The organism is Cognatazoarcus halotolerans (assembly GCF_009800965.1).
GTDB lineage: Bacteria > Pseudomonadota > Gammaproteobacteria > Burkholderiales > Rhodocyclaceae > Cognatazoarcus > Cognatazoarcus halotolerans.
This window is the reverse complement of sequence record NZ_WUAF01000006.1, coordinates 138,693-160,507: the sequence shown is the minus strand read 5'-3', so window position 1 is coordinate 160,507 and position 21,815 is coordinate 138,693. Positions and strand designations below refer to the sequence as shown.

The window sequence follows — 21,815 nt, the reverse complement described above, 5'->3', positions numbered from 1 at the left end:
CTTCGACCGGCACCCGCCTGCGGGCTCAAACCATTCCGGGATTGCCCTTCATGCCCTTCAGCTGCGGCTGATTGAGCTTTCGCTGGCTGACTACCTTCTGGGCGCGCAGGTAACGCGCCACCACATCCCACACCGGCTCGCCGCCGGCATTGCGCGCATCTTCGGAAACTGGCGCCCAGCCGGCCACCTTGTAGGTCTTCTCCGGGTCGATCGGTTTGCCGCCGAGCGTCATGTTGTCGATCCGCTTGCCCATCCCCGCCATCGGATCACAGCTGTATTGCAAGCCCCCCACCCGCACCATGTCGCCGCCCTGCTGGTAATAGGGGTCCGGATTGAAGAGGTTGTCGCAGACATCTTCCAGCACCGTCTTGATCATGCTGCCCTTCATCTCGGTCACGGTGGTGTAGGGATAGGTGATCGCGGTCTGGTCGAGCAACAGTTCCATGGTGATGGTATCGCCCGGCAGCAGCGAGGTTCCCCAGCGGAAACCCGGCGAAAAGGCGATCTCGGCATCCTTCTCGGCCATCAGCGCATCGAGGATGAGTTGATCCCAGGAGCCGTTGAAGTTGCCGCGGCGATAGAGCAGGCCTTCGGTAACGGCGAGTTTTTCACCAAGCTTGTCGAGGTAGGGTGCCCGCACCTTCTCAATGTAGGTGCTCATTTCCGGGTCTGCCGGTAACAGGTTGGAGAACACTGGCAGCAGCTTGTAGCGGAAGTCGCGGACCTTGCCATCACGTACGTCGAGGTCCATCACCGCCAGGAACTTGCCGTTCGAACCGGCATTGGTCACCAGGGTCTTGCCACCCGCGTTCTCGACCACGGTCGGCACAGGCATGCCGTCGTGGGTGTGCCCGCCGAAGATCACGTCGATGCCGGTGACCCGGGACGCCATCTTGATATCCACATCCATGCCGTTGTGCGAAAGCACCACGATAACCTGCGCGCCCTTGCCGCGCGCCTCATCGACCATCTCCTGCATCCGCTCGTCCTGGATGCCGAAACTCCACTGCGGCGTGAAATACCGCGGGTTGGCGATCGGGGTATAGGGGAAGGCCTGGCCGATGATTGCCACCGGCACCCCGTTGATCTTGCGAATCACATAGGGTTTGAAAACCGGATCCTCGAAATCGGTGGTCTTCACGTTCTGGGCCACGATGTCGATGCGGTCCTTGAAATCCTTGTCCTCGATCTCCTTGACGCGCTCGGCACCGTAGGTCGACTCCCAGTGCAGGGTCATGATATCGACGCCGAGCAGCTTGCAGGCGTCGACCATGTCCTGGGCCTTGCTCCACAGCGCCGTGCCCGACCCCTGCCAGGTGTCGCCACCATCGAGCAGCAACGCCCCCGGACGAGAGGCCTTCATCCGTTTGACCAGCGTCGCCAGGTGGGCGAATCCGCCGACCTTACCGTAAGTCCTCGCGGCCTCGGAAAAATCAAGGTAGGTGAATGCATGGGCCTCGATCGTCCCCGGCCGGACGCCAAAGTGCTTGAGGAACGACTCACCGACCAGGTGCGGCGCACGGCCCATCATGTCACCCACGCCGAGATTCACGTCCGGTTCCCGGAAATAGATCGGCAGCAACTGGGCATGACAGTCGGTCATGTGCAGCAGGCTTACATTACCGAAGCGCGGCAACTCGTACATTGCGGCAGCGCCTTTCTCGGCACGTGCGAAATCGCTGGACAGGCTCATCCCGCCCGCGGCCGCCACGGCCAGAACCTGCATAAATTCGCGGCGATTCATGCTCATGTTTCCATCCTCAAGACGAAAAAATGCCCGGCCGGCAATGCGGGCCGGGCTGGGGACCGTTGAATCAGGGCTTGTTGACCGGTGATTCCGGGTCGAACAGATAGGCCATCACGTCCTTGATCTGCCGTTCGGTCAGGATCTCCGCATCGCCGTTGCGCGGCATGTTGCTGCAGGCGTTGTACGCCTTGGCGTTCCAGATCTTGCCCCAGGTGTACTTGAGCATGTCGCTGGAATTGCCACGCAGCTTGCCGTAGTTGAGCAGGCTGGGGCCGATGGTGCCGTAGGAAATCTCGTTGTGACTCATCTGATGGCAGTTATAGCAGCCACCGCCATTCGCAGCGTCCGCCTTGTCGTTCCAGGTGAGTCCGCGTCCGCTGATCGCGATCTTCTCGCCGGATTTCCAGTCACCGGTGTATTTGCCGTCGGAAGGCCAGCGAATGGTTTTCATCTGCTCGGCTTCGATCGCCTTCAACATCGCGGGTGAAGGGGATTTTTCGGTCGAACAAGCCGCCTGAAAATCGAGTTGATAAAGTCGGTGCTTTTCAGCGATGCCATTTCCCTTGAAGGAGCTGTCCATCATCTGCTTGAACTCGGCGTGCATGTCGTCACCGGCCACAGCGAACTGCATGCCAAGCGCCAGCGGGGCGATCATCAGAAATTTCTTCATCGCGTTCTCCTCAGCGCTTGATTCCAGGGGTCATCACCGTGCCGCCGTTCGCCGTCTTGGCCATGTAGACCGACAGCGCAATGGTGACGTCCGATCCGTAGATCGGTTCGGGGAAACGTTGCTGGCGATAGCAGTCGTTCAGGCGATGCTGCATGGTCCAGAACTGTCCGTTCGAGACGCGATAGGCGGGCCACGAACCCCAGCCCGCGGCAGCCCCTTCATGCTTGGTGAGATTGGGCAGATCCTGCAGGCGGATACGCTTGTCGTCCTGGCCGTGGCAAGTCGCACACGCAAAATCCATCGGGCCGGCGCGGTAGAAGAACGCTTCCTTGCCCAAGGCATACATCTTCTTCATCTGTGGGGCGCTCATATCGACATTGACCTTCATGTCGCGCGACTGGCCAACGACGTAGGCGACGATCTGCTCCATTTTTTCCATCTCGCCCTTGCCCCATTTGCCCTTGACGAAGTTCTCGGGAGCGATGCCCTGAAGCGTTTCCATGCAGCTCATGAGCCGAGACTCGAGATCCTGGACGCGGCCGGTGTCCTTGAAATAACGTGGCAGCGCCGCACTCGCGCCCTTCACGACACCAGGCCCCTTGCCAAGATCACACTGCTCGAGCGAAGCCTGCTTCGGGCCACGCTTTTCCTTCCAGATGTCCTCACCGGCGAGCTCCCAGAGCTCGGACGGATTGCCTTCGGCGAGCATCGCGCGATACTGGGCGATACCGTCGGCTGCCGAGCCCTCGGCCATTGCTGCCGGCGCTGTGAACGCCGCTACAATCGCCAGGGCGGCAAGCGTCAGTCTTTTTTTCATCGTCTCTCCTCCACGGATTCTGTTGGGTGGCAGCACTGCCGGACGCATGCTCCGGCACGGCCTCGACCAATACTGTCGAGCCACCCCGTCCATTGCCGCGCGCGATCAGCCGATCGTCGCCTCGTCCGAGCGGGTGTCACCCTTGTTGTCGATCCAGCTCACCACCACCTTGTCGCCCTTGGCACCACCCTTGAACTTGAACGACAGGAAAGGGTTCTTCGATACCGACGGGCCAAACTCAGCCTGCAGCACAACCTTGTCGCCGTGCTTCGCAGTCAGTTCGGAAATGAAATGCGCCGGAATCAGGTTGCCGGAGGAATCCTTTCTCTGGCCCGTTTCCATCTCGTGGTTCATCAATACTTTTACTTCGGTCACGCCATCCTTCTCGGCAGCGCGAATTCGCATCGGGTTACCCATTAGTGTCTCTCCTCGTTGTTCCTGATTCGCTCAACCGCCGCAACCGCCAAGCGTGACCTTGATTTCTTTTTTTGCCATATAGAACTTCCCACCCGCCTTCACCACCGCATACACGTCGGAAGTCTGGCCCATCTTGATGCGGGTCTGAACCGCCGCTTCGGTGCCTGCCGGGAGCATGAAGCGTGCGGCGAGCATGTTCGGATTCTTCTCGACAAGGATCGCGACCTCTTCGGTGTTGGGCAGATTGCTCACCACCCCGACCGGCACGACGGCACCGTTCTCGGCGATATCCGGCGCCGTCAGTTGCACCTCGGCACTCTCGGCCGGGCTGCCCGCTCCGAGCGCGGCCAGCGCTGCATCCATCTTCTTGGCATCGAATGCCGCCTTGTTCCATGCTGCTTCGGCCACACCCGGCTTGACCATGCCGGCCGCGACCAGCAGGCTGAACAGACTCAGGCCGCCACTGGCCTTCAGCGTGTTCCTGCGTGATTGATCCATCCCCAGTCTCCTTGTTTGCAAGTTGTTGCTGTTACTGCGCTTTCGCGCCCGACAATATCCACTGGACGAGCTTGCTGATCTCTTCGTCCTTGACGTGGCTCTGGGCCGGCATCGGGATTGCGCCCCAGACGCCCTGACCGCCCGATTTTACCTTGGCAACCAACCTCGCTTCGGCGCCGTCCTGTCCTTTGTACTTCGCCGCAACGTCCTGGTAGGACGGCCCGACGATCTTGTTGGCGACGCCGTGACAAGCCATGCATCCTTTCTCTGTCGCCAGCGCGGTTGCAATCGCATTAGTTGACGGCTGCCCTGCGATCGCCTTCTCGTCACCCTCTGCTGGCGCTACCGTCTGCTTGCCCCGGACACCGCCTACAAGACGGTTCTGATCGGCGAGATTGCCGTGCGCGTCCTGCGCATACTCAGGCAAGCTCGAGGTCAGCTTCACTTCCGTCTTGCAGTCTTTCATGCAGGCTACATTCTTCACGTCCGGCTTGCCACCGTTGCCCATGCCCCTGCCCGGCCACATGCCGTGATCGGTACTCATTCCGTTGCGATTCGGCATGAGATTCTGAACATCGCGGATATTCTGGTCACTCAGCACGAAATCGGCCGGCACAACCTCCGCAAGGTTCAGCAGGTAGGCAAGCACCGCGTAAACCTCGTCCGGCTTGAGCGACTTCGGCGCCGTCCAGGGCATGGCGCGCTGAATATAGTCGAACAGGGTCGAGATCGTCGGCACCTTCATGAATGTCGTTCGTTGCGGGAAGGAACCCGTGACCAAAGCCTTTACCCGCCCGGTCTGGACATCTTCCTTGGTCGTTCCACCGACGAGTGGCGTAAATACCTCGTTCGACTCCCCAAAGGAGCCATGACAGGAGGCACACTTGTTTTCAAAGATATCGGCGCCGTCATCGACGCTGCCTGAACCTTTCGGCAGGCCGACAAAATCCGGCCGGACGTCGATGTCCCAAGCCTTCACCTCCTCCGCAGTGGCGACGCGACCGAGTCCGGGGTATCGGTCCAGCGCATGCGCGCCCAGCGCGCAGCCCGCGAGCAGCGCAGCAACGACGGTCTTAGAGAACCTGGACATTGCCCACCTCCCCGCTTTCATTGATCTTCCACGACTGGATGGCATTGTTGTGATAAATCGACTTGGTGCCCCGAACGGCACGCAACTGCCCGTAGGAGGGTTGTACATAACCGGTTTCATCCATTGCCCTGGACTGGAGGATGACCGGTTTGCCATCCCACACCCAGTCGATATTGAAGCGGGTAAGTGCCTTGGAGAGCACCGGCGACTCGAGCCGGGCACGGCGCCAGTTGATACCGCCATCGGTCGACACATCGACCTGCTTTATCTTTCCGCGGCCCGACCATGCCAGCCCGGTTATGTTGTAGAAACCCTTCGCCAGCAAAATCTGTCCGCCGGATGGGCTGGTGATGACTGATTTGGCTTCCTGGATCGAAGAATACTGACGATGGGTTCCGTCCGGCATGAGATCGACGTAATGGACGGCTTCGTCCTTCGCACCCCAGGGCTTGTCGCCGACCTCGATGCGGCGTAGCCACTTGACCCAGGAGACCCCTTGCACACCCGGCACGATGAGGCGCAGCGGATAGCCATTTTCGGGCCGAAGCATTTCGCCATTCTGGCCATAGGCCACCATGACCTCGCCGGACTCGATCAACTCCATCGGAATCGTGCGCGTCATCGAGGAGCCATCGGCGCCTTCGGCGAGCACATAGCGTCCCTTCTTGAAATCCGCGCCGCACTGCTCGAGCAGATCACGCAGCGGTACGCCGGTGAATTCGGAGCATGACAGCATGCCATGACTGTACTGCACCGTCGGGACCGCCACATTGCCCCACTCCATCCCGGTATTGGCACCACACTCGATGAAATGGATACGCGACACACCCGGCAGACGCAACAGATCGTCCATCGTGAATATGGCCTGCGTCTTGACCAGCCCGTTGATCATCAAACGATGCTTGCCCGGGTCGACGTCGTGCCAACCCTGGTGATGTCGTTCGAAATGCAGACCCGAAGGCGTGATGATTCCGAACAATCCCTGCAGCGGCGCAAAGGAAACCGAGGATCCTCCGACCCGGGTCAGGCCCGGAGACTCGCGCCGTACCAGATTGCTCTCATACTTGGACGGAAGCCCATAGGGCCTGGCTGCGACGGGCTGGCCGAGGCTGGTGCTCCAGGGCGGCAGATTCATGATCGCCGAATCACCGCTTGCGGCGCGCGCAAGCATCGGCGCACCCATGGCGGCACTCGCGGCGACAAACGCGTTTCGCATGAAACTGCGGCGTCCCGCCTGTACCGCCTGGATATCTTCCTGCGTCAGGAAGTTCTCGGGCGCACGCCTGAGACGCCCTGGACGCTCATCTTGAAGTGCCATGCAACAGTCTCCCTCGTTATTTGAACAACTCGCTTTTATTGCACCGCCTAGCGGTCGATATTCAGATCCTGCTCCAGCCTACGCAGTGATTCGCTGCCGACCGGCATGACATTGGCCCGGCTTGCCACGGTCACACAGACTGTCCGGCACAGATCGACGAAATTCGGATCTATGATCCGGTAGAACACTTGGCTCCCGTCACGGCGCCGATCCACCACACCGGCACGGTAAAGCAGGTTGAGATGTCTCGAGGTGTTGGCCTGGGTCAACCCCAAGGCCTCCACGACCTCGTTGACCGCCTTTTCGCCACGACACAGGCAATGAAGAATTTTCAGTCTTGTCGGCTCGGAAAGCAGGCTGAAGTATTCAGCGACGTTTTCGAACACCTTGTTGAGTTCTTCCATTGCAAGTCCCCACCTCGCCTCTTGGAATAACGGTATAACCATACACGTATATGGTCAACTTCTAATATTTGTGCATCGCAACAATCTATTCAGGCAAATTCCGCCGAAAATAGCCGCAACGTGCGCCGAAACTCCCGCATCTTTCACCTATTGAAACTGGACGCCAACAACGGGGTGTCGTTAGACTGACGCCGCAAGCACGAACGGCCAAAGGAGAAGAAATCGTGAGACACAAGATCTGTTTGCTGCTGCTCGTCTGTGCAGCGATCGCACACGCGCAGGACCCAAACCTCGCGCGCAATCTCGCGGCAACCTGTGCAAACTGCCACGGGACGAATGGCAAGAGCATCGGCGACAACAAGAGTCTTGCCGGTGAGCCGAAGGAGAAGATCCTCAGAAAGCTCCAGGAATTCCGCTCGGGCGAGAAACCCTCGAGCATCATGCAGCAGATTGCAAACGGCTACACCGACGCACAACTGGAGTTGATCGCATCGTATTTCGCAGAGCGAAAATGACCAGGGAGAAGAACATGCTGAATCGACGCGATTTCCTCAAGACAGCCGGCCTTGCTGCAGCCGGCGCCATGGCCGTTTCGGGCTGCGCAACCACCGGTAGAAACGGCGCGCGTGGTCACATTGTCGTTGTGGGTGGCGGCTTTGGCGGCGCCACGGCGGCAAAGTATCTGCGCATGTGGAGCAATGCCGGAGTAGACGTCACGCTGGTGGAGCGCAACGCCGAATTCGTTTCCTGCCCGATGTCCAACCTGGTCATCGGAGGATACCGTCAGATGAGCGACATAACGGTCAGTTACGCGAACCTGCGCGATCGCCATGGCGTTCGCCTCCTCCGGGACGAGGTCACCGCGATTGACGCTGCGGCGCAAAAAATTCGTCTGGCGAAAAACGGGGAACTCAAGTACGACCGCCTGATTCTCTCACCAGGGATCGACTTCATGATCGGCGCGGTCGGAGGCCTCGAGGGCAATCTGGAAACCATCCCGCATGCCTGGAAGGCAGGTCCCCAGACCGCTCTTCTTCGCCAGCAACTCGAAGCGATGCCCGACGGCGGCATATTCGCCATGCACATTCCGAAGGCGCCGTTCAGATGCCCCCCGGGGCCTTACGAGCGCGCCTGCATGGTCGCCAGCTACCTCAAGATGCACAAACCACGATCGAAGGTCCTGGTCCTCGACGCAAACGGCGAAATCCAATCCAAGAAGGCCCTGTTCACCAAAGCCTTCGAAACCCACTACAAGGGCATTCTGGAATATCTGCCGAACAACGAGCTGCGCTCGGTGGACGCGAAAACGCGGACAGCCATGCTCGATTTCGAAAACGTCAAGGCAAACGTGCTCAATGTCATTCCGCCGCAACGGGCAGGACAGGTCACGAGCATGCTGGACGTACCCCTTATCAACGATCGCTGGGTGGATGTCGATTGGCTGACCATGGAGGCCAAGGGTGTCGAACGGGTACACGTGCTCGGCGATGCGCTCTTTCCCGCGCCGACCATGCCCAAGTCCGGCCATATGGCGAACCAGCAGGCAAAGGTCGCGGCGGCGGCGATTCTCAATCTCCTGGCCGGCGAGCCACCGAACGGCGAGCCTGTCGTGATGAACACCTGTTACAGCTATGTGGATCCGAAAGCAGTAGTCCACGTCGCCTCGGTACATCAATACGACGCAACCAAGAACACCTTTCTGCCCGTAAAGGGAGCAGGTGGCCTGTCCCCCGCCGCAAATGAGCTCGAGGCCAAATACGCCGCAAGCTGGGCGAAAAACATCTGGGCCGACATGCTCGCCTGACTGCCCGGGTAAAAACAGGGCTTCCGACAGGAGGCTCTGTCCAATGCGGCCCCAGCTCGCTCATTTCAACGTGCTGATGAAGTTTGCAACGGCCTTGATCTCAAGCTCTGAGAGCCGCGAGGCGATCGAATGCATGACCGCATTGTCATTGGTCCTCGCGCGGCTATTGAAGGACTTCAACTGGTTCTCGACATATTTCGCACCCTGCCCGGCGAGGCGTGGCAACTGTGCCGTTCCGTAAGCCTTGTCTCCATGGCAACTCGCGCAGGCAGCAACGCCGGAGTATTCGTTTCCACGAAAGAACACGAACCGCCCCACCGCGGCCAGTTCCGCATCATCCACGGGAGATGAAACAGCGGGTTTCGTTTCAAAGTAGACACCGAGCGCAAGCATTTCATCGTCGGAGAGTTCGTCGGCCATGCTCTTCATCGTCTCGCTCTGGCGTCTGCCCGACCTGAAGTCGGCCAACTGCTTCGCGATGTACTGATAGTGCTGCCCGGCCAACCGGGGATACAGCGAGGTCGAGCTTTCGCCGTTCATACCGTGGCATAAAAAGCATCTCCCCGAAACGATCTCCTCGGCACGGGCCAGGTCCACATCGGGAAAGTTCGACGCCCCCGTGGCAGCGGACGATCCGACGCTCGCCAGCAGAATGCCCGCAAGAATGCCGCATCTCATCGCTTTCCTCCACACCGTGCCAACGATGGGTGAGCCTATCAGGTTTTACTGATACTCCCAAGGCCCTGCCAGCCAAGCTCCATCATCCACGGTTCTGGCAGGGGCGACAGCAGAACGGTCTTCACGTATGGCACGACTCCATCGGGTAGCGCGCCCAAGTCATACCAACTCAGGCCCCCACACTTGTGCGGTTCGCAAACGGTCGGGGTTCCCGACCAAACGTCGGCTTCGTAGAAGAAATCGATCCTGTTCGTGTCGGAAAGCCGGTGTACCACACCCTGCCAACGCAGTGCCGGAAGTGCCACATCGACGCCGAGCTCTTCCTTCAGCTCCCGCCGAGCGGCATCGACAATACGCTCGCCGGGATCGACATGCCCTCCCGGCAGGCTCAACAGTCCGTCGAAGAAACCGGTGGCGTGGCGCTTCATCAACAAGATCTCGCGTCCGCGCCTCAAGGTTACGTGCACGCCGGTGGGAATACCTTGATGCAAGTCCATCAATGTTTGCCGGTGCTGCCGAATCCGCCATCGCCACGTTCGCTCGCGACAAAGTCATCGACCACGTTGAACCCGACTTGCACGACCGGCACGACCACGAGCTGGGCAATTCTCTCCATCGGCTCGAGGGTGAAGGACGTTCGTCCCCGGTTCCAGACGGACACGAAGATCTGTCCCTGATAGTCGGAATCAATCAGACCCACGAGATTACCCAATACGATCCCGTGCTTGTGCCCAAGCCCGGAGCGTGGAAGCACCATGGCGGCGATGCCCGGATCGGCAAGGTGAACGGCAATCCCGGTCGGCACCAGAACCGTCTCGCCCGGATGCAACACAGCAGGGGCACCCAGGCAAGCGCGCAGATCAAGCCCTGCGGCGCCATCCGTTGCGTACGCGGGAAGGTGATCCCTCAGCCGTTCGTCGAGTATCTTGATATCAATGTTTCGCATCCCTCACCCCGAAATCCTGTCCGACTTCAGCATTGCAGCAATATGCGCGACGATCTGTATCGCGAGCTCCATTTTGGGTGCGCGCCCAAGCGGATGGCTGCCCTTGTCATCAAACAGAATGACCTGATTATCTTCGCCCCCGAGCCCATCCTGAACCAGGTTGCCGACCAAAAGCGGGAGCTTCTTGGCGCGCCGTTTGGACTCGGCATAATCATCGAGGTTGCGGCTTTCGGCCGCAAAGCCAACACAAAACGGTGGATCATCCAGCGCTGCCACATCTGCCAAAATGTCCGGGTTGGGCGTCAGCGCAAGATGCATCTCGCCCCCGGATTTCTTGATCTTGTGTTCCGCCGCGGCGGCTGGCCGATAATCGGCTACCGCGGCGACACCAATAAAGACGTCCGCAGCACCGATCTCATCAAACACGGCCGTTCGCATCTCAAGGGCGGACTGCACCTGAATCCTGCGCACTCCGCGCGGCGCCTGCAGCGTGACGGGCCCGCTCACAAGTACGACATCTGCTCCAGCGTGCGCGCAGGCACGTGCAAGTGCATATCCCATTTTCCCGGAGCTCGAGTTGGTAATGCCACGTACCGGATCGATCGCTTCGAAGGTCGGACCGGCCGTGAGGACTACCCGCCGTCCTGCCAGGCGCTTGGGTTGAAGAAAAGCGATGACGTCCTCGAGCAATGCGTCAGGCTCGAGCATCCGTCCCGGCCCAACCTCCCCGCACGCCTGCTCTCCTGCCTCCGGCCCCAGAAGAACCACCCCATCAGCGGCCAACTGTCCGGCATTGCGCCGGGTAGAGGGGTTTTCCCACATTTGCCGGTTCATCGCGGGTGCAAGCAGCAATGGCACCTCGCGGGCAAGACACAACGTCGTCAAGAGATCATCCGCAAGACCATGCACGACTCGGGCCATGAAATCGGCTGTGGCAGGCGCCACAAGAATCATGTCGGCACCTCGCGTCAGGTCGATATGCGCCATATTGTTGGGCATTCGCGCATCCCAAAGGTCGCTCCAGACGATATTGCCCGACAGCGCCTGGAAGGTTACGGCGGAGACGAATCTCGCGCCTCCTTCCGAAAGCACGACATGCACATCGGCTCCCGTCTTGCCAAGCAACCGGGTCAGTTCTGCAGCCTTGTAGGCAGCGACACCGCCAGTCACCCCGAGAACGATTTTGCGTCCGCCAAGAAAATTCATGACAATGTCCTTTAGTCGGAATTAGAATCCGCACATCCAAGTCGAGCAGGATTCTACACGCCATGGCGATCACGGATTGGCCGGCAGGCGAACGTCCTCGCGAGCGCCTACTGCAACTTGGCGCGGGCAAGCTGAGCGACGCTGAATTGCTAGCCCTGTTCCTGCGGGTCGGGGTAAAAGGTAAAAGTGCGGTCGACCTCGCCCGCGAACTGTTGCTAGAGTTCGGATCGCTCACCCGACTATGCTGCGCCCCGGTCGACGACTTCACGACATTTCCTGGAATGGGCCTCGCGAAATATGCGCAATTGCAGGCCGTCATGGAACTCGCGAGGCGCGCCCTGCGCGAGGAGCTGTCGTCCGGATCGATGTTCGACTCCCCAGATACCGTGAGCGACTGGTTGCGCCTCAAGCTCTCGCAGCTTGAGCACGAAGTGTTCATGGTGCTTCTGCTGAATGCCAGACACCAGCTGATCGACGCCGTCGAATTGTTTCGTGGCACCCTGACGCAAACCAGCGTATACCCACGCGAAGTTGTCAAACTGGCATTGAAGAGCAACGCTGCGGCCGTCATCCTCGCCCACAACCATCCCTCGGGAGCCACCGAACCAAGCTCGGCCGATCAGCGGCTGACAAGCACCCTCAAACACGCCCTCGCGACGATAGACGTCCAGGTGCTCGACCATTTCATCGTGGCCGGCAACGCAGCACCCGTGTCGTTCGCCCGGCTCGGTCTGTTATAGCAACCAAAGTCGGCATGCATTCGGGCCGAGCCGCGGGACTACACGAGCGCAGGTTCGTTGGCCAGCAATGCTTTTTGCACAATCTTTAAGCCATGATTGAATAAATGCTTGAGATTCAAGACAACTCTCCCGTATAATCAGCGGCTTTTCGACTCACCGAATTCCCTGGAGCAGAAGATGGCTCGCGTTTGCCAAGTAACCGGAAAGGCACCGATGGTCGGGAACAACGTTTCCCATGCCAACAATAAAACCAAGCGCCGCTTCCTGCCGAACCTGCAGTACCGCAAGTTCTGGAGTGAAGAGCAAAACCGCTGGGTGCACCTGCGCGTGTCGAACGCAGGATTGCGTACTATCGACAAGAAGGGCATTGACGTCGTGATGGCCGAGTTGCGCGCCCGCGGCGACAAGGTCTGAGCAACCTCTGTAATCGGAGACTGACATGGCCAAAGGCGCCCGCGAAAAAATCAAGCTCGAGTCCACTGCAGGGACCGGGCATTTCTACACGACTTCGAAAAACAAGCGAACCACCCCGGGCAAGCTTGAATTCATGAAATACGACCCCGTGGTTCGCAAACACGTGGCGTACAAGGAAGTGAAGCTGAAGTAACGCCCCGCCGTTCCAGACAGCAAAAAAAGGCCCGCATTGAAAAATGCGGGCCTTTTTGTCGCCTGAAACGTCTGCAGCGGCCCGCACCTCAACAAAAAACCGCCGGTTTGACGCGGCGGCTTTCTTACCCAGCGGAGCGCTCTGCCCCGCCGCAAGCATCAGGCTTTCTGGATGTTAGAAGCCTGCTTACCCTTCGGACCCTGGGTAACCTCGAAGCTGACTTTTTCACCCTCTTTGAGCGACTTGAAGCCACTCATGGAGATGGCGGAAAAGTGCGCGAAGAGATCTTCGCTGCCATCGTCCGGGGTGATGAAGCCGAAGCCCTTCGAGTCGTTGAACCACTTAACAGTGCCAGTTGCCATATTGCTCATTCCTTCAATTAAACGCATGTCTGACCGATTTCTAATCGGGTTGCACCAGCCTCACCAAGCAGGAGCCATCGCCACACTCAGCCCTTGCAAGGCCGCCATAGCGCACGACTGCCCGCACATCAAGCAAGGCACGCCTGAGTTTTTACTGGCTTGGATAAGCCCCGTCAACGCCTGTTTGCGCGTTTTTGATGCTGCACTACAGCATTCCATCACACCAAATCAAGCCATGCACTTGAAAATATGAGATTTGGCCTTATTTCTCATACAGTTGGGTGTGAATTGCAGCGCAATATCGATTTCTTCAAGAAAGGTGGGAAAAACACCACATCGTGAAGCCCGGTGCTTGTGTTGCACTCTCTTCGCACTTGGTTAGAATGAATCTCATGGCAACCCGAAAACAAGACGAATTCCTGCTTGAAGCCGAGCGCTCGAAGGTCAAACCACCTCCGATGTATAAAGTAATGCTGTTGAACGACGATTTCACGCCGATGGATTTCGTGATAGTGGTTCTGCAGAAGTTTTTCAGTAAGGACCGAGAACAAGCGACGCGGATCATGCTCAAAGTCCACAAGGAAGGCATGGGGGTCTGCGGTACCTACCCCAAGGATCTGGCTGCCACGAAGGTGGAACAGGTAGTGGCATTTGCGAGGCAACATCAGCACCCCCTCGCGTGCGTCATGGAGGAAAACTAGTAATGATCGCTCAAGAGCTTGAAGTCAGTCTCCACATGGCGTTCGTCGAAGCTCGCCAAAAGCGCCATGAGTTCATCACGGTCGAACATCTTCTGCTTGCCCTGCTGGATAACCCTTCAGCAGCCGAAGTACTTCGTGCCTGTGCGGCGAACATCGAGGAGTTGCGGCGCGAACTCACCACTTTCATCGGTGATCACACGCCAAAGGTCGAAGGCGAGGAAGAGATCGACACCCAGCCTACACTCGGTTTTCAAAGAGTCATACAGCGGGCGATCCTTCACGTACAGTCTTCCGGCAAGAAGGAAGTGACCGGCGCCAACGTGCTGGTGGCGATCTTCGGCGAAAAGGATTCACATGCGGTGTACTTTCTCCAGCGGCAGGGGATTTCGCGCCTGGACGTCGTCAATTTCATTTCTCATGGCGTAACCAAGGCAGCTCAGCCTCCAAGCCCCGGCGCACCACGCCCGGAAGGGGAGCAGGCCGAAGGCGAACAGGAAGCCCAGGCTGCAGGCGGCGCCCTCGAGAACTACACCCAGAATCTCAACCAGCTCGCGTTGGTAGGCAAGATCGACCCCCTTATTGGTAGGGAGAAAGAAGTCGAGCGGGTCATTCAGACGCTTTGTCGGCGGCGGAAAAACAATCCGTTGCTCGTAGGCGAAGCCGGTGTGGGAAAGACGGCAATCGCGGAGGGCTTGGCGCGACGCATCATTGAAGGCCGGGTGCCCGAGATTCTCGCAGATGCACAGGTTTACGCGCTGGATATGGGCGCCCTGCTCGCTGGCACGAAATACCGAGGGGATTTCGAGCAACGCCTGAAGGCAGTATTGAAGCAGCTGGTGGATCACACCAACGCGGTTCTCTTTATCGATGAAATTCACACGCTGATTGGTGCCGGCGCGGCGTCGGGTGGAACTCTTGACGCCTCCAACCTCCTCAAGCCTGCCCTGTCAAGCGGCCAGCTGAAATGCATCGGTGCCACGACGTACACCGAGTTCCGTCAGATATTCGAGAAGGATCACGCACTGTCACGCCGATTCCAGAAGATCGATGTCGTCGAACCATCGGTAGCCGAGACCGTCGAGATTCTGAAAGGACTCAAAAGTCGCTTCGAAGAGCATCACGGAATCAAGTATTCGACCGCGGCGTTGAATTCCGCGGCCGAACTGTCCGCAAAATACATTAATGACCGCCATCTGCCGGACAAGGCGATCGATGTGATTGACGAGGCAGGCGCGGCGCAGCGCATCCTGCCCAAGTCCAAGCAGAAGAAAACGATTGGCAAGGGCGAGATCGAGGAGATCGTGGCCAAGATCGCGCGTATCCCGCCGCGCAGCGTATCTTCTGACGACAAGAATGCACTACGCAACCTTCACCGCGATCTGAAGAATGTCGTCTTCGGCCAGGATCCCGCGATAGACGCACTCGCCAAGGCGATAAAGATGTCGCGGTCCGGACTTGGCAATCCACAGAAACCGATCGGTTGCTTCCTGTTCAGCGGCCCCACAGGCGTAGGCAAGACGGAAGTCGCCAGGCAACTCGCCTACACTTTGGGTATCGAACTCGAGCGTTTCGACATGTCCGAGTACATGGAGCGGCACGCAGTAAGCCGCCTGATCGGCGCGCCTCCGGGCTACGTGGGGTTTGACCAGGGAGGCTTGCTGACAGAAGCAATAAACAAGAAACCCCATTGTGTTCTTCTGCTGGACGAGATCGAGAAAGCTCATCCCGACATCTACAACATTCTTCTGCAGGTAATGGACCACGGCAAGCTCACCGACAACAACGGGCGTCAGGCGGATTTCCGGAACGTAATCCTGGTCATGACAACCAATGCCGGTGCCGAATCGATGCAAAAGGCGGTAATCGGCTTCTCTGCGAAACGAGAGAGTGGTGACGAAATGGCCGAGATAAAACGCATGTTCTCGCCAGAGTTCCGCAACCGGCTCGACGGGATCATCTCGTTCGCAGCACTTGATCACGAGGTCATACTGAAGGTCGTCGACAAGTTCCTGATGCAGCTCGAGGCGCAGCTGCACGACAAGAAGGTCGAGGCCACCTTCACCGACGAGCTCAAGGCCTGGCTCGCGGAGCACGGCTTCGACCCGCTCATGGGCGCGCGACCGATGGCACGGCTGATTCAGGACACGATTCGTTCGGCACTCGCGGACGAATTGCTGTTCGGTCGACTGGCCAATGGCGGTCATGTCACGATCGACCTTGATGACGATGGCAAGGTTAGCCTCGAATTCGAGAAGGAAGAAGAAGCGACGACTGCCTGAACGGTAGGTCATTCATCAAAGGCAGCCCACGGGCTGCCTTTTTTCATGTCGCCGGCAAGCGCAGCCATTGCTGCGACGCAACGCCGACTACTGCTACCATGTGACCCGGTGAAAGGAGCGCCCCGAGACGCCATCCTGTAAGCAAGCACTGAACTCGAGCACGCCCGATCGCAATTCGCGGGGCAGATACGACAAAGTACCCGGCCATCACACTGCGGCCTCTCAGCAACCTCGGAAAGGAAAATCGAGTATGAACAACATTCAGACCGCCGATCTTTGCGACCAGCACGAAGAAGGCGTTCGCGTCGCCGACCCCATCGGCCTGCGCAGCTTCGGAGGACGTGCCGCCTTCGGCGGGCCGATCAGTACCCTCAAGGTATTCGAGGACAATTCTCTCGTTCGCAGTGCCCTTGAAGGCGCGGGCAACGGCCGCGTGCTCGTGGTCGATGCAGGCGGCTCGATGCGCTGCGCCATGGTCGGTGATCAACTGGCCGTTCTCGGTGTCAAGAACGGCTGGGCCGGAATTGTCGTATATGGCTGCATCCGCGACTCACACGCAATCAGCCAAATGGACATCGGCGTTCTCGCACTCGGGACACATCCACGCAAGAGCATCAAGAAGGGTGTTGGCGAAACGGATATCCCGGTGCGCTTCGCGGGCCTCACCTTCACTGCCGGCGAATACCTTTACGCGGACCACGACGGAATTGTCGTGAGCTCCGAACCACTTCTGTAAGCAATTCCCGACGCCAGCCGCATTGCAGCAGCAGCCCGTTTCATTTCTGGAAAATGCGTTTCACATTACAAAACCAGCTTCTCAAGTATTTGTTTTTTATGCGAAACATTATTTCTTGTATCTTATATAAGACCTATTGCTGCTCTGCAGAATATTACCTATACTCTTCTCCATGCCGGATGCCTTCAGCAATGTCCTGATGGCCCGGTCGGATCTGGCGAGATCGGCCTGATCCAATCGGTACCCCTTCTCCCTCGTAACTCGTCAAGGAAAAACCATGACCATGACCCGCGAACAACAAATCGCCGCCCTCGAAAAGGACTGGGCTGAAAACCCCCGCTGGAAGCTCGTCAAGCGTGGCTACAGTGCCGCCGACGTCGTGCGTCTGCGTGGCAGCCTGCAGCCGGAGTACACGCTGGCCAAGAACGGTGCCGAAAAGCTCTGGGAAAAGGTCAACGGCGGCGCCAAGAAGGGCTACGTGAACGCCTTCGGTGCCATTACCGCCGGCCAGGCGATGCAGCAGGCCAAGGCAGGCCTGGAAGCCGTTTATCTGTCGGGCTGGCAGGTTGCTGCAGACGGCAACACGTCCGAAACCATGTACCCCGATCAGTCGCTGTATGCCTACGATTCGGTGCCGACGATGGTTCGCCGCATCAACAACACCTTCAAGCGCGCTGACGAAATCCAGTGGGGCCGTGGTGTCAATCCGGGTGATGAAGGCTTCATCGACTACTTCCTGCCGATCGTTGCGGATGCGGAAGCCGGTTTCGGCGGCGTGCTGAACGCCTTCGAACTGATGAAGAACATGATCGCTGCGGGCGCCGCCGGGGTTCACTTCGAAGACCAGCTGGCTGCGGTGAAGAAGTGCGGCCACATGGGTGGCAAGGTACTGGTGCCGACCCGCGAGGCGGTCGAAAAGCTGATCGCAGCACGTTTCGCGGCCGATGTGATGGGCGTGCCCACCATCGTTCTGGCCCGTACCGATGCCGAGGCCGCCAACCTGCTGACCAGCGACTGCGACGCCAATGACCAGCCGTTTGTCACCGGCGAGCGTACCCAGGAAGGCTTCTACCGTGTCAAGAACGGTCTCGAGCAGGCCATCAGCCGCGGTGTCGCATACGCACCGTATGCCGATCTGGTGTGGTGTGAGACTGGCGTACCCGATATCGGCTTCGCCCGCGAGTTCGCCCAGGCTGTGCAGGCTGCGTGCCCGGGCAAGCTGCTCTCGTACAACTGCTCGCCGTCCTTCAACTGGAAGAAAAACCTCGACGACAAGCAGATCGCGACGTTCCAGGACGACCTCGCCGCACTGGGCTACAAGTACCAGTTCATCACCCTAGCGGGTATCCACGTCAACTGGTACAACACCTTCCAGTTCGCACACGCCTATGCCCGCGGCGAAGGCATGAAGCACTACACCGAGATGGTGCAGGAGCCGGAATTCGCTGCACGCGAGAAGGGTTACACCTTCGTGTCGCACCAGCAGGAAGTCGGCGCCGGCTATTTCGACGACGTGACCACCGTTATCCAGGGCGGCTCGTCGTCCGTGAAGGCTCTGACCGGATCGACCGAGGAAGAGCAGTTCCACTGATCGACAAGTCAGCCCTGCGGTGAGATCAATCGCCGCAATCGCAAAGCGCAAGCAGAACGCCTCCCGATCACGGGGGGCGTTTTTTTCTGCTCATAGCAAGGCGCCCGCCCTCTCTGTCGTATAGAGGCACTCCCCCTCGGCAGCGCTCACATCCCTCCGATAGGGCCTCCTGCATCGGGTAATGACGGCGTCGATAAGGCCCCACCGTTCTGCCCTTGCGAAGCGGCGCGGCGCATCCCGGGTCGGATCAGGCGTTGCATTGCAAGCTCCGATGCGAGTAGCCCCCGGGCCACGCTCATCCGACTCTCGCCCCCGCGCGGAGAGCGGTCCTGCATGTGACATGGATCACCGGCCGAGGGTGCAGTGTCACGTCGAGCCGGGTGCCACGGAACCCTAGAGTGGCATCACGGCCCGAACGTACTGGCCGTCCTCTAGATCCCATGCACGACACTTTCCGGAGAGCACCATGAAAACCCATCGACACGACAAACCTCAGAGCATCACGGCCAACGACCTGGAAACGCTGGCCCGCCAGGGGCTGGATCGCGCTTTGGCCGCAAGGCAGAAAATGAACGAACTGAGCGCGGCGGAACTCGACCGAGTTTCGGGCGGCGCAGTGCTTTCGAAGCTCAGCTACCCGATCATCGCGGGCGGCATTTTCGGGCCGATCGACATCCTCAACAACCCACTTGACAGCCAGATGGCCGTTCCCGTGCTTCGCTGAGGACATCATCATGCCCACCACGCCCGATACGCTCTGCCCAAGTGCCCAGCACGACTGGGACGATGCAAGGCTCTTCGCGGTTGTCGGTGGCGCCCCGGACAGGCCGGAAACGGCCTATCTCGACCAAACCCAGCCGGTCACTCCGGCCTTGCTGGAGCTGGCCGGCCCGGTGGCGCCCGCTGAAGTCTTCCGCTTTGCAGCACCATGCGCGAAGAGCGCCTGTGGTCACTACGATGACGCGCGAAGTACCTGCCGTCTGGTCGAAAAGACCGTCCGCCTCGCACCGGTGGTTTTCGAGAAGCTACCACGGTGCGCCATCCGAACCTCGTGTCGCTGGTGGCAGCAGGAAGGTGCAAGCGCCTGTCGCCGCTGCCCGCAGGTCGTCACCGTCGATTACGCACCTTCACCCGAAATGCGTGAAGCGGCTGACCCCATCGTCCGCTAAGCGCGGCAAGCGCCGGCTGATGGTTCGGCCCAGTGCGGGATCAATCGCATGGGCCGACCTCCGCATCCGTTTCACGACCGACACGTACCATGCCTGCCAGGCACTTTGCCTGCAGCAGCCTGCTGGCTCTCCAAGAGCCGGATTTCCGTAACCGCGAGCACCGTTTGCCGACCGTGCTCCTGAGTCGGTTTCAAGGCCCTGACGGGGCCCACTGCGCGTATTCCGCAGCGACGGGGCACTGTGATCTTGGTCACTGCGTCGTAGTGACACCCGCTATCCGAAACGAGGCCGACCCGATCTAAGCTGGAACCACGTCCCCGGAGCTGTGTTCCCCAACCCGAAGGGCGTATCCAGGCAACTCCGGAGATATTCATGGACGCGAGGATGCAGGACTGTCCGACCCCACTTTCGAAGGCTGAACCCGAAGCGGTCACGGGGGAGGGCGTGCCGCTCACGTCGCAGTCAAAGGCACGCGCTTCCTTGGGATCGCACCAGAGAAACGCGAGGAAGACGGCAGCCCGGCCTTGAATCCCCTCCTCTGTCAAGGAGCCTCATCATGCAAACGCTGAACCCAGAACAGATCCGCCAGATCAGTGGCGGCTTCCTCCCCTTGATCGTCGTCGGCGCCGCGCTGCTGCTCGGCGGATGCGCACACTGCGGCCCCTACGTCCGCAAGGATCCCCCTCCCGGCAAATAACCACGACGGCCCCGGCTGCGAGCCCGTTCTTGTCGCAGTCGGCCCCCCATTCGCCCGCAAGAGGAAACCTCCATGTCCCGATCTCCCGATGCGCCCCCCCTGTTCCGTGTCGAAGCCCTCGAGGCCCAGAACGACACATCGCACGGCGACGTGCTGATTGCTCCCAGACCGGGCGTCCGCTTTCTGGTCGCATGTGCTTGCGCCATTGCGGCCGCATTGATCATCTTTGCGTGGTGGGGACAGTACACGCGCAAGGAACATGTCAGCGGCTATCTCGCTCCGACCCTGGGCATGATCAAGGTCTACACGCCCCAGTCCGGCACCGTCGTGGAGGCTAGAGTTACCGAAGGACAGGAGGTGAAGCGCGGCGAAACACTGATGGTCGTTTCCAGTGAGCGCGCCAGCAGCACGAGCATGGCAACACAGGCCGCGATGCTCCACGAGCTACGTGCCCGCCGCGACAGCCTGGCACGCGAACTCGCCAAGCAGGCCGAAATCGACACGCTCACATCCCGGGGAATTGAGGACCGGATCCGCGGCCTCGGCTCCGAGCTTGCCCAGGCGCGCGCGCAGTTGAACATACAGCGCAGTCGTGTCGCCAGCGCGGAACGGACGGTCACACGCAATCGTCAACTGCTCGAAGCAAGATTCGTCTCGGAAGCCACGGTCCAGCAAAAACTCGAGGATCTGCTTGATCAGCGCGCCCAGCTCGCGGGTATCGAACGCGTCATCGCGGGTCTCGAGCGGGAGATAGACAGTGCCCGAACCGACTTCGAAGCGTCGACCCTTCGTCGCGCCAACAACAGCGCCGCTATGGGTCGTCAGATCTCGGAGATCGACCAGCAGCTTACCGAGGGCGACGCCAGACGCGAGGTCGTGCTGACAGCTCAGACCGACGGCACGGTCACCACCGTACTCGCAGAACGCGGTCAGACCGTCGCACCGGACACGCCCCTTCTATCCATCCTGCCCGCCGGCGCCGCGCTTGAGGCACGCCTGCTGGTGCCAACCCGCGCGGCAGGTTTCATCCACGCTGATCAACAGGTCGCGCTGCGCTACCAGGCCTTTCCGTATCAGCGCTTCGGCCACCACCTCGGCACGGTGAGCGAAATTGGCCGCACAGTCATCCAGCCCGGTGAGGCCCGCCTGCCGGTGCAGGTTCAGGAGCCGGTCTACCTCGTAACGGTGCGACTGCCTGCGCAAGCGGTGAAGGCATACGGTCAGGACATGGCACTTCAGGCGGGCATGGCACTCGATGCCGATGTCCGGATCGACAGCAGGCGCCTGATCGAGTGGGTATTTGATCCGCTCATCTCGGTTGCCGGACGCGTATGAGGC

General features: G+C 59.6%; 26 protein-coding genes. 13 read left to right on the top strand and 13 right to left on the bottom strand.

Annotation, left to right across the window (positions count from 1 at the left end; translation table 11 throughout):
- Positions 1-25 precede the first annotated feature (25 nt).
- The 8 genes from soxB to GQB03_RS09965 all read right to left on the bottom strand — a co-directional run bounded on the left by soxB (position 26) and on the right by GQB03_RS09965 (position 6,961).
- Entirely contained in the window at positions 26-1,750 is a 1,725-nt protein-coding gene (gene soxB / locus GQB03_RS10000) for a thiosulfohydrolase SoxB (protein ID WP_159688249.1), read from the bottom strand.
- A 64-nt stretch (positions 1,751-1,814) separates the two neighbouring features.
- Positions 1,815-2,417, bottom strand: coding sequence for a sulfur oxidation c-type cytochrome SoxX (gene soxX, locus GQB03_RS09995; protein WP_159688246.1), 603 nt, complete (start codon positions 2,415-2,417; stop codon positions 1,815-1,817).
- 10 nt (positions 2,418-2,427) lie between these two features.
- Entirely contained in the window at positions 2,428-3,234 is an 807-nt protein-coding gene (soxA, locus tag GQB03_RS09990; RefSeq protein ID WP_159688243.1) for a sulfur oxidation c-type cytochrome SoxA, read from the bottom strand.
- 105 nt (positions 3,235-3,339) lie between these two features.
- Positions 3,340-3,651, bottom strand: coding sequence for a thiosulfate oxidation carrier complex protein SoxZ (gene soxZ, locus GQB03_RS09985; RefSeq protein WP_200832170.1), 312 nt, complete (start codon positions 3,649-3,651; stop codon positions 3,340-3,342).
- Positions 3,652-3,681: 30 nt separating this feature from the next.
- On the bottom strand, positions 3,682-4,149 hold the full coding sequence (gene soxY / locus GQB03_RS09980; RefSeq protein ID WP_159688239.1) for a thiosulfate oxidation carrier protein SoxY: 468 nt from the start codon (positions 4,147-4,149) through the stop codon (positions 3,682-3,684).
- A 31-nt stretch (positions 4,150-4,180) separates the two neighbouring features.
- Complete coding sequence (locus GQB03_RS09975) at positions 4,181-5,128, bottom strand: c-type cytochrome (RefSeq protein ID WP_235027014.1); 948 nt, start codon at positions 5,126-5,128, stop codon at positions 4,181-4,183.
- A gap of 94 nt (positions 5,129-5,222) precedes the next feature.
- The gene (soxC, locus tag GQB03_RS09970) at positions 5,223-6,557 is read right to left on the bottom strand and encodes a sulfite dehydrogenase (RefSeq protein WP_159688232.1); all 1,335 of its coding nucleotides are present in this window, start codon (positions 6,555-6,557) and stop codon (positions 5,223-5,225) included.
- Between the two features lie 47 nt (positions 6,558-6,604).
- Positions 6,605-6,961, bottom strand: a complete 357-nt coding sequence (locus GQB03_RS09965) for an ArsR/SmtB family transcription factor (protein WP_159688229.1) — start codon at positions 6,959-6,961, stop codon at positions 6,605-6,607.
- 224 nt (positions 6,962-7,185) lie between these two features.
- Between GQB03_RS09965 and GQB03_RS09960 the strand changes: the two genes are divergently transcribed.
- Both GQB03_RS09960 and GQB03_RS09955 read left to right on the top strand, forming a co-directional pair.
- Positions 7,186-7,476, top strand: a complete 291-nt coding sequence (locus tag GQB03_RS09960) for a c-type cytochrome (RefSeq protein ID WP_235027013.1) — start codon at positions 7,186-7,188, stop codon at positions 7,474-7,476.
- A gap of 14 nt (positions 7,477-7,490) precedes the next feature.
- Positions 7,491-8,765 (top strand): NAD(P)/FAD-dependent oxidoreductase, encoded by a 1,275-nt coding sequence (locus tag GQB03_RS09955; protein WP_159688225.1) that lies wholly within the window; start codon positions 7,491-7,493, stop codon positions 8,763-8,765.
- A gap of 60 nt (positions 8,766-8,825) precedes the next feature.
- Here GQB03_RS09955 and GQB03_RS09950 read toward each other — a convergent pair whose 3' ends face one another.
- The 4 genes from GQB03_RS09950 to coaBC form a co-directional block, all read right to left on the bottom strand.
- On the bottom strand, positions 8,826-9,362 hold the full coding sequence (locus tag GQB03_RS09950) for a c-type cytochrome (RefSeq protein WP_235027012.1): 537 nt from the start codon (positions 9,360-9,362) through the stop codon (positions 8,826-8,828).
- A 119-nt stretch (positions 9,363-9,481) separates the two neighbouring features.
- Entirely contained in the window at positions 9,482-9,940 is a 459-nt protein-coding gene (locus tag GQB03_RS09945) for an NUDIX hydrolase (RefSeq protein ID WP_159688219.1), read from the bottom strand.
- Positions 9,940-10,389: a dUTP diphosphatase gene (gene dut, locus GQB03_RS09940; protein ID WP_159688216.1), complete on the bottom strand. Its 450-nt coding sequence runs from the start codon at positions 10,387-10,389 to the stop codon at positions 9,940-9,942. The genes GQB03_RS09945 and dut overlap by 1 nt, the downstream gene beginning before the upstream one ends.
- A gap of 3 nt (positions 10,390-10,392) precedes the next feature.
- Positions 10,393-11,595, bottom strand: coding sequence for a bifunctional phosphopantothenoylcysteine decarboxylase/phosphopantothenate--cysteine ligase CoaBC (gene coaBC / locus GQB03_RS09935; RefSeq protein WP_159688212.1), 1,203 nt, complete (start codon positions 11,593-11,595; stop codon positions 10,393-10,395).
- Between the two features lie 62 nt (positions 11,596-11,657).
- Here coaBC and radC point away from each other — a divergent pair, with 62 nt between their 5' ends.
- The 3 genes from radC (at position 11,658) to rpmG (ending at position 12,942) form a co-directional block, all read left to right on the top strand.
- Positions 11,658-12,335 carry a RadC family protein gene (radC, locus tag GQB03_RS09930; RefSeq protein WP_159688208.1) on the top strand — a complete coding sequence of 226 codons (678 nt, stop codon included), beginning with the start codon at positions 11,658-11,660 and terminating at the stop codon, positions 12,333-12,335.
- 177 nt (positions 12,336-12,512) lie between these two features.
- Positions 12,513-12,749 (top strand): 50S ribosomal protein L28, encoded by a 237-nt coding sequence (rpmB, locus tag GQB03_RS09925; RefSeq protein WP_159688204.1) that lies wholly within the window; start codon positions 12,513-12,515, stop codon positions 12,747-12,749.
- A 25-nt stretch (positions 12,750-12,774) separates the two neighbouring features.
- Positions 12,775-12,942 carry a 50S ribosomal protein L33 gene (rpmG, locus tag GQB03_RS09920; protein ID WP_159688200.1) on the top strand — a complete coding sequence of 56 codons (168 nt, stop codon included), beginning with the start codon at positions 12,775-12,777 and terminating at the stop codon, positions 12,940-12,942.
- A 158-nt stretch (positions 12,943-13,100) separates the two neighbouring features.
- On the opposite strand, the gene GQB03_RS09915 is transcribed toward rpmG, so the two are convergent.
- Positions 13,101-13,304, bottom strand: a complete 204-nt coding sequence (locus tag GQB03_RS09915) for a cold-shock protein (protein WP_159688522.1) — start codon at positions 13,302-13,304, stop codon at positions 13,101-13,103.
- A 392-nt stretch (positions 13,305-13,696) separates the two neighbouring features.
- Here GQB03_RS09915 and clpS point away from each other — a divergent pair, with 392 nt between their 5' ends.
- The 8 genes from clpS to GQB03_RS09875 all read left to right on the top strand — a co-directional run bounded on the left by clpS (position 13,697) and on the right by GQB03_RS09875 (position 21,812).
- Entirely contained in the window at positions 13,697-14,005 is a 309-nt protein-coding gene (gene clpS / locus GQB03_RS09910; RefSeq protein WP_159688196.1) for an ATP-dependent Clp protease adapter ClpS, read from the top strand.
- 2 nt (positions 14,006-14,007) lie between these two features.
- Positions 14,008-16,284 (top strand): ATP-dependent Clp protease ATP-binding subunit ClpA, encoded by a 2,277-nt coding sequence (gene clpA / locus GQB03_RS09905; protein WP_159688193.1) that lies wholly within the window; start codon positions 14,008-14,010, stop codon positions 16,282-16,284.
- 250 nt (positions 16,285-16,534) lie between these two features.
- Positions 16,535-17,020, top strand: coding sequence for a ribonuclease E activity regulator RraA (rraA, locus tag GQB03_RS09900; RefSeq protein WP_159688190.1), 486 nt, complete (start codon positions 16,535-16,537; stop codon positions 17,018-17,020).
- A 277-nt stretch (positions 17,021-17,297) separates the two neighbouring features.
- Complete coding sequence (gene aceA, locus GQB03_RS09895) at positions 17,298-18,611, top strand: isocitrate lyase (RefSeq protein ID WP_159688187.1); 1,314 nt, start codon at positions 17,298-17,300, stop codon at positions 18,609-18,611.
- A 466-nt stretch (positions 18,612-19,077) separates the two neighbouring features.
- Positions 19,078-19,335 (top strand): hypothetical protein, encoded by a 258-nt coding sequence (locus tag GQB03_RS09890; protein WP_159688165.1) that lies wholly within the window; start codon positions 19,078-19,080, stop codon positions 19,333-19,335.
- A gap of 10 nt (positions 19,336-19,345) precedes the next feature.
- Positions 19,346-19,780 carry a nitrogen fixation protein gene (locus GQB03_RS09885; protein ID WP_159688162.1) on the top strand — a complete coding sequence of 145 codons (435 nt, stop codon included), beginning with the start codon at positions 19,346-19,348 and terminating at the stop codon, positions 19,778-19,780.
- A gap of 556 nt (positions 19,781-20,336) precedes the next feature.
- Complete coding sequence (locus tag GQB03_RS09880; protein ID WP_159688159.1) at positions 20,337-20,477, top strand: hypothetical protein; 141 nt, start codon at positions 20,337-20,339, stop codon at positions 20,475-20,477.
- A gap of 72 nt (positions 20,478-20,549) precedes the next feature.
- A complete protein-coding gene (locus GQB03_RS09875) occupies positions 20,550-21,812 on the top strand; it encodes an HlyD family secretion protein (protein WP_159688156.1) in 1,263 nt (420 codons plus the stop codon).
- The last annotated feature ends 3 nt before the right edge of the window (positions 21,813-21,815 follow it).

What these genes read in the sequence shown, in the direction of transcription:
- soxB (WP_159688249.1), bottom strand. Translation starts at nt 1,750, where the DNA reads ATGAGCATGAATCGCCGCGAATTTATGCAGGTTCTGGCCGTGGCGGCC.
- soxX (WP_159688246.1), bottom strand. Translation starts at nt 2,417, where the DNA reads ATGAAGAAATTTCTGATGATCGCCCCGCTGGCGCTTGGCATGCAGTTC.
- soxA (WP_159688243.1), bottom strand. Translation starts at nt 3,234, where the DNA reads ATGAAAAAAAGACTGACGCTTGCCGCCCTGGCGATTGTAGCGGCGTTC.
- soxZ (WP_200832170.1), bottom strand. Translation starts at nt 3,651, where the DNA reads ATGGGTAACCCGATGCGAATTCGCGCTGCCGAGAAGGATGGCGTGACC.
- soxY (WP_159688239.1), bottom strand. Translation starts at nt 4,149, where the DNA reads ATGGATCAATCACGCAGGAACACGCTGAAGGCCAGTGGCGGCCTGAGT.
- soxC (WP_159688232.1), bottom strand. Translation starts at nt 6,557, where the DNA reads ATGGCACTTCAAGATGAGCGTCCAGGGCGTCTCAGGCGTGCGCCCGAG.
- GQB03_RS09965 (WP_159688229.1), bottom strand. Translation starts at nt 6,961, where the DNA reads ATGGAAGAACTCAACAAGGTGTTCGAAAACGTCGCTGAATACTTCAGC.
- GQB03_RS09955 (WP_159688225.1), top strand. Translation starts at nt 7,491, where the DNA reads ATGCTGAATCGACGCGATTTCCTCAAGACAGCCGGCCTTGCTGCAGCC.
- GQB03_RS09945 (WP_159688219.1), bottom strand. Translation starts at nt 9,940, where the DNA reads ATGGACTTGCATCAAGGTATTCCCACCGGCGTGCACGTAACCTTGAGG.
- dut (WP_159688216.1), bottom strand. Translation starts at nt 10,389, where the DNA reads ATGCGAAACATTGATATCAAGATACTCGACGAACGGCTGAGGGATCAC.
- coaBC (WP_159688212.1), bottom strand. Translation starts at nt 11,595, where the DNA reads ATGAATTTTCTTGGCGGACGCAAAATCGTTCTCGGGGTGACTGGCGGT.
- radC (WP_159688208.1), top strand. Translation starts at nt 11,658, where the DNA reads ATGGCGATCACGGATTGGCCGGCAGGCGAACGTCCTCGCGAGCGCCTA.
- rpmB (WP_159688204.1), top strand. Translation starts at nt 12,513, where the DNA reads ATGGCTCGCGTTTGCCAAGTAACCGGAAAGGCACCGATGGTCGGGAAC.
- rpmG (WP_159688200.1), top strand. Translation starts at nt 12,775, where the DNA reads ATGGCCAAAGGCGCCCGCGAAAAAATCAAGCTCGAGTCCACTGCAGGG.
- GQB03_RS09915 (WP_159688522.1), bottom strand. Translation starts at nt 13,304, where the DNA reads ATGGCAACTGGCACTGTTAAGTGGTTCAACGACTCGAAGGGCTTCGGC.
- clpS (WP_159688196.1), top strand. Translation starts at nt 13,697, where the DNA reads ATGGCAACCCGAAAACAAGACGAATTCCTGCTTGAAGCCGAGCGCTCG.
- clpA (WP_159688193.1), top strand. Translation starts at nt 14,008, where the DNA reads ATGATCGCTCAAGAGCTTGAAGTCAGTCTCCACATGGCGTTCGTCGAA.
- rraA (WP_159688190.1), top strand. Translation starts at nt 16,535, where the DNA reads ATGAACAACATTCAGACCGCCGATCTTTGCGACCAGCACGAAGAAGGC.
- aceA (WP_159688187.1), top strand. Translation starts at nt 17,298, where the DNA reads ATGACCATGACCCGCGAACAACAAATCGCCGCCCTCGAAAAGGACTGG.
- GQB03_RS09890 (WP_159688165.1), top strand. Translation starts at nt 19,078, where the DNA reads ATGAAAACCCATCGACACGACAAACCTCAGAGCATCACGGCCAACGAC.
- GQB03_RS09885 (WP_159688162.1), top strand. Translation starts at nt 19,346, where the DNA reads ATGCCCACCACGCCCGATACGCTCTGCCCAAGTGCCCAGCACGACTGG.
- GQB03_RS09880 (WP_159688159.1), top strand. Translation starts at nt 20,337, where the DNA reads ATGCAAACGCTGAACCCAGAACAGATCCGCCAGATCAGTGGCGGCTTC.
- GQB03_RS09875 (WP_159688156.1), top strand. Translation starts at nt 20,550, where the DNA reads ATGTCCCGATCTCCCGATGCGCCCCCCCTGTTCCGTGTCGAAGCCCTC.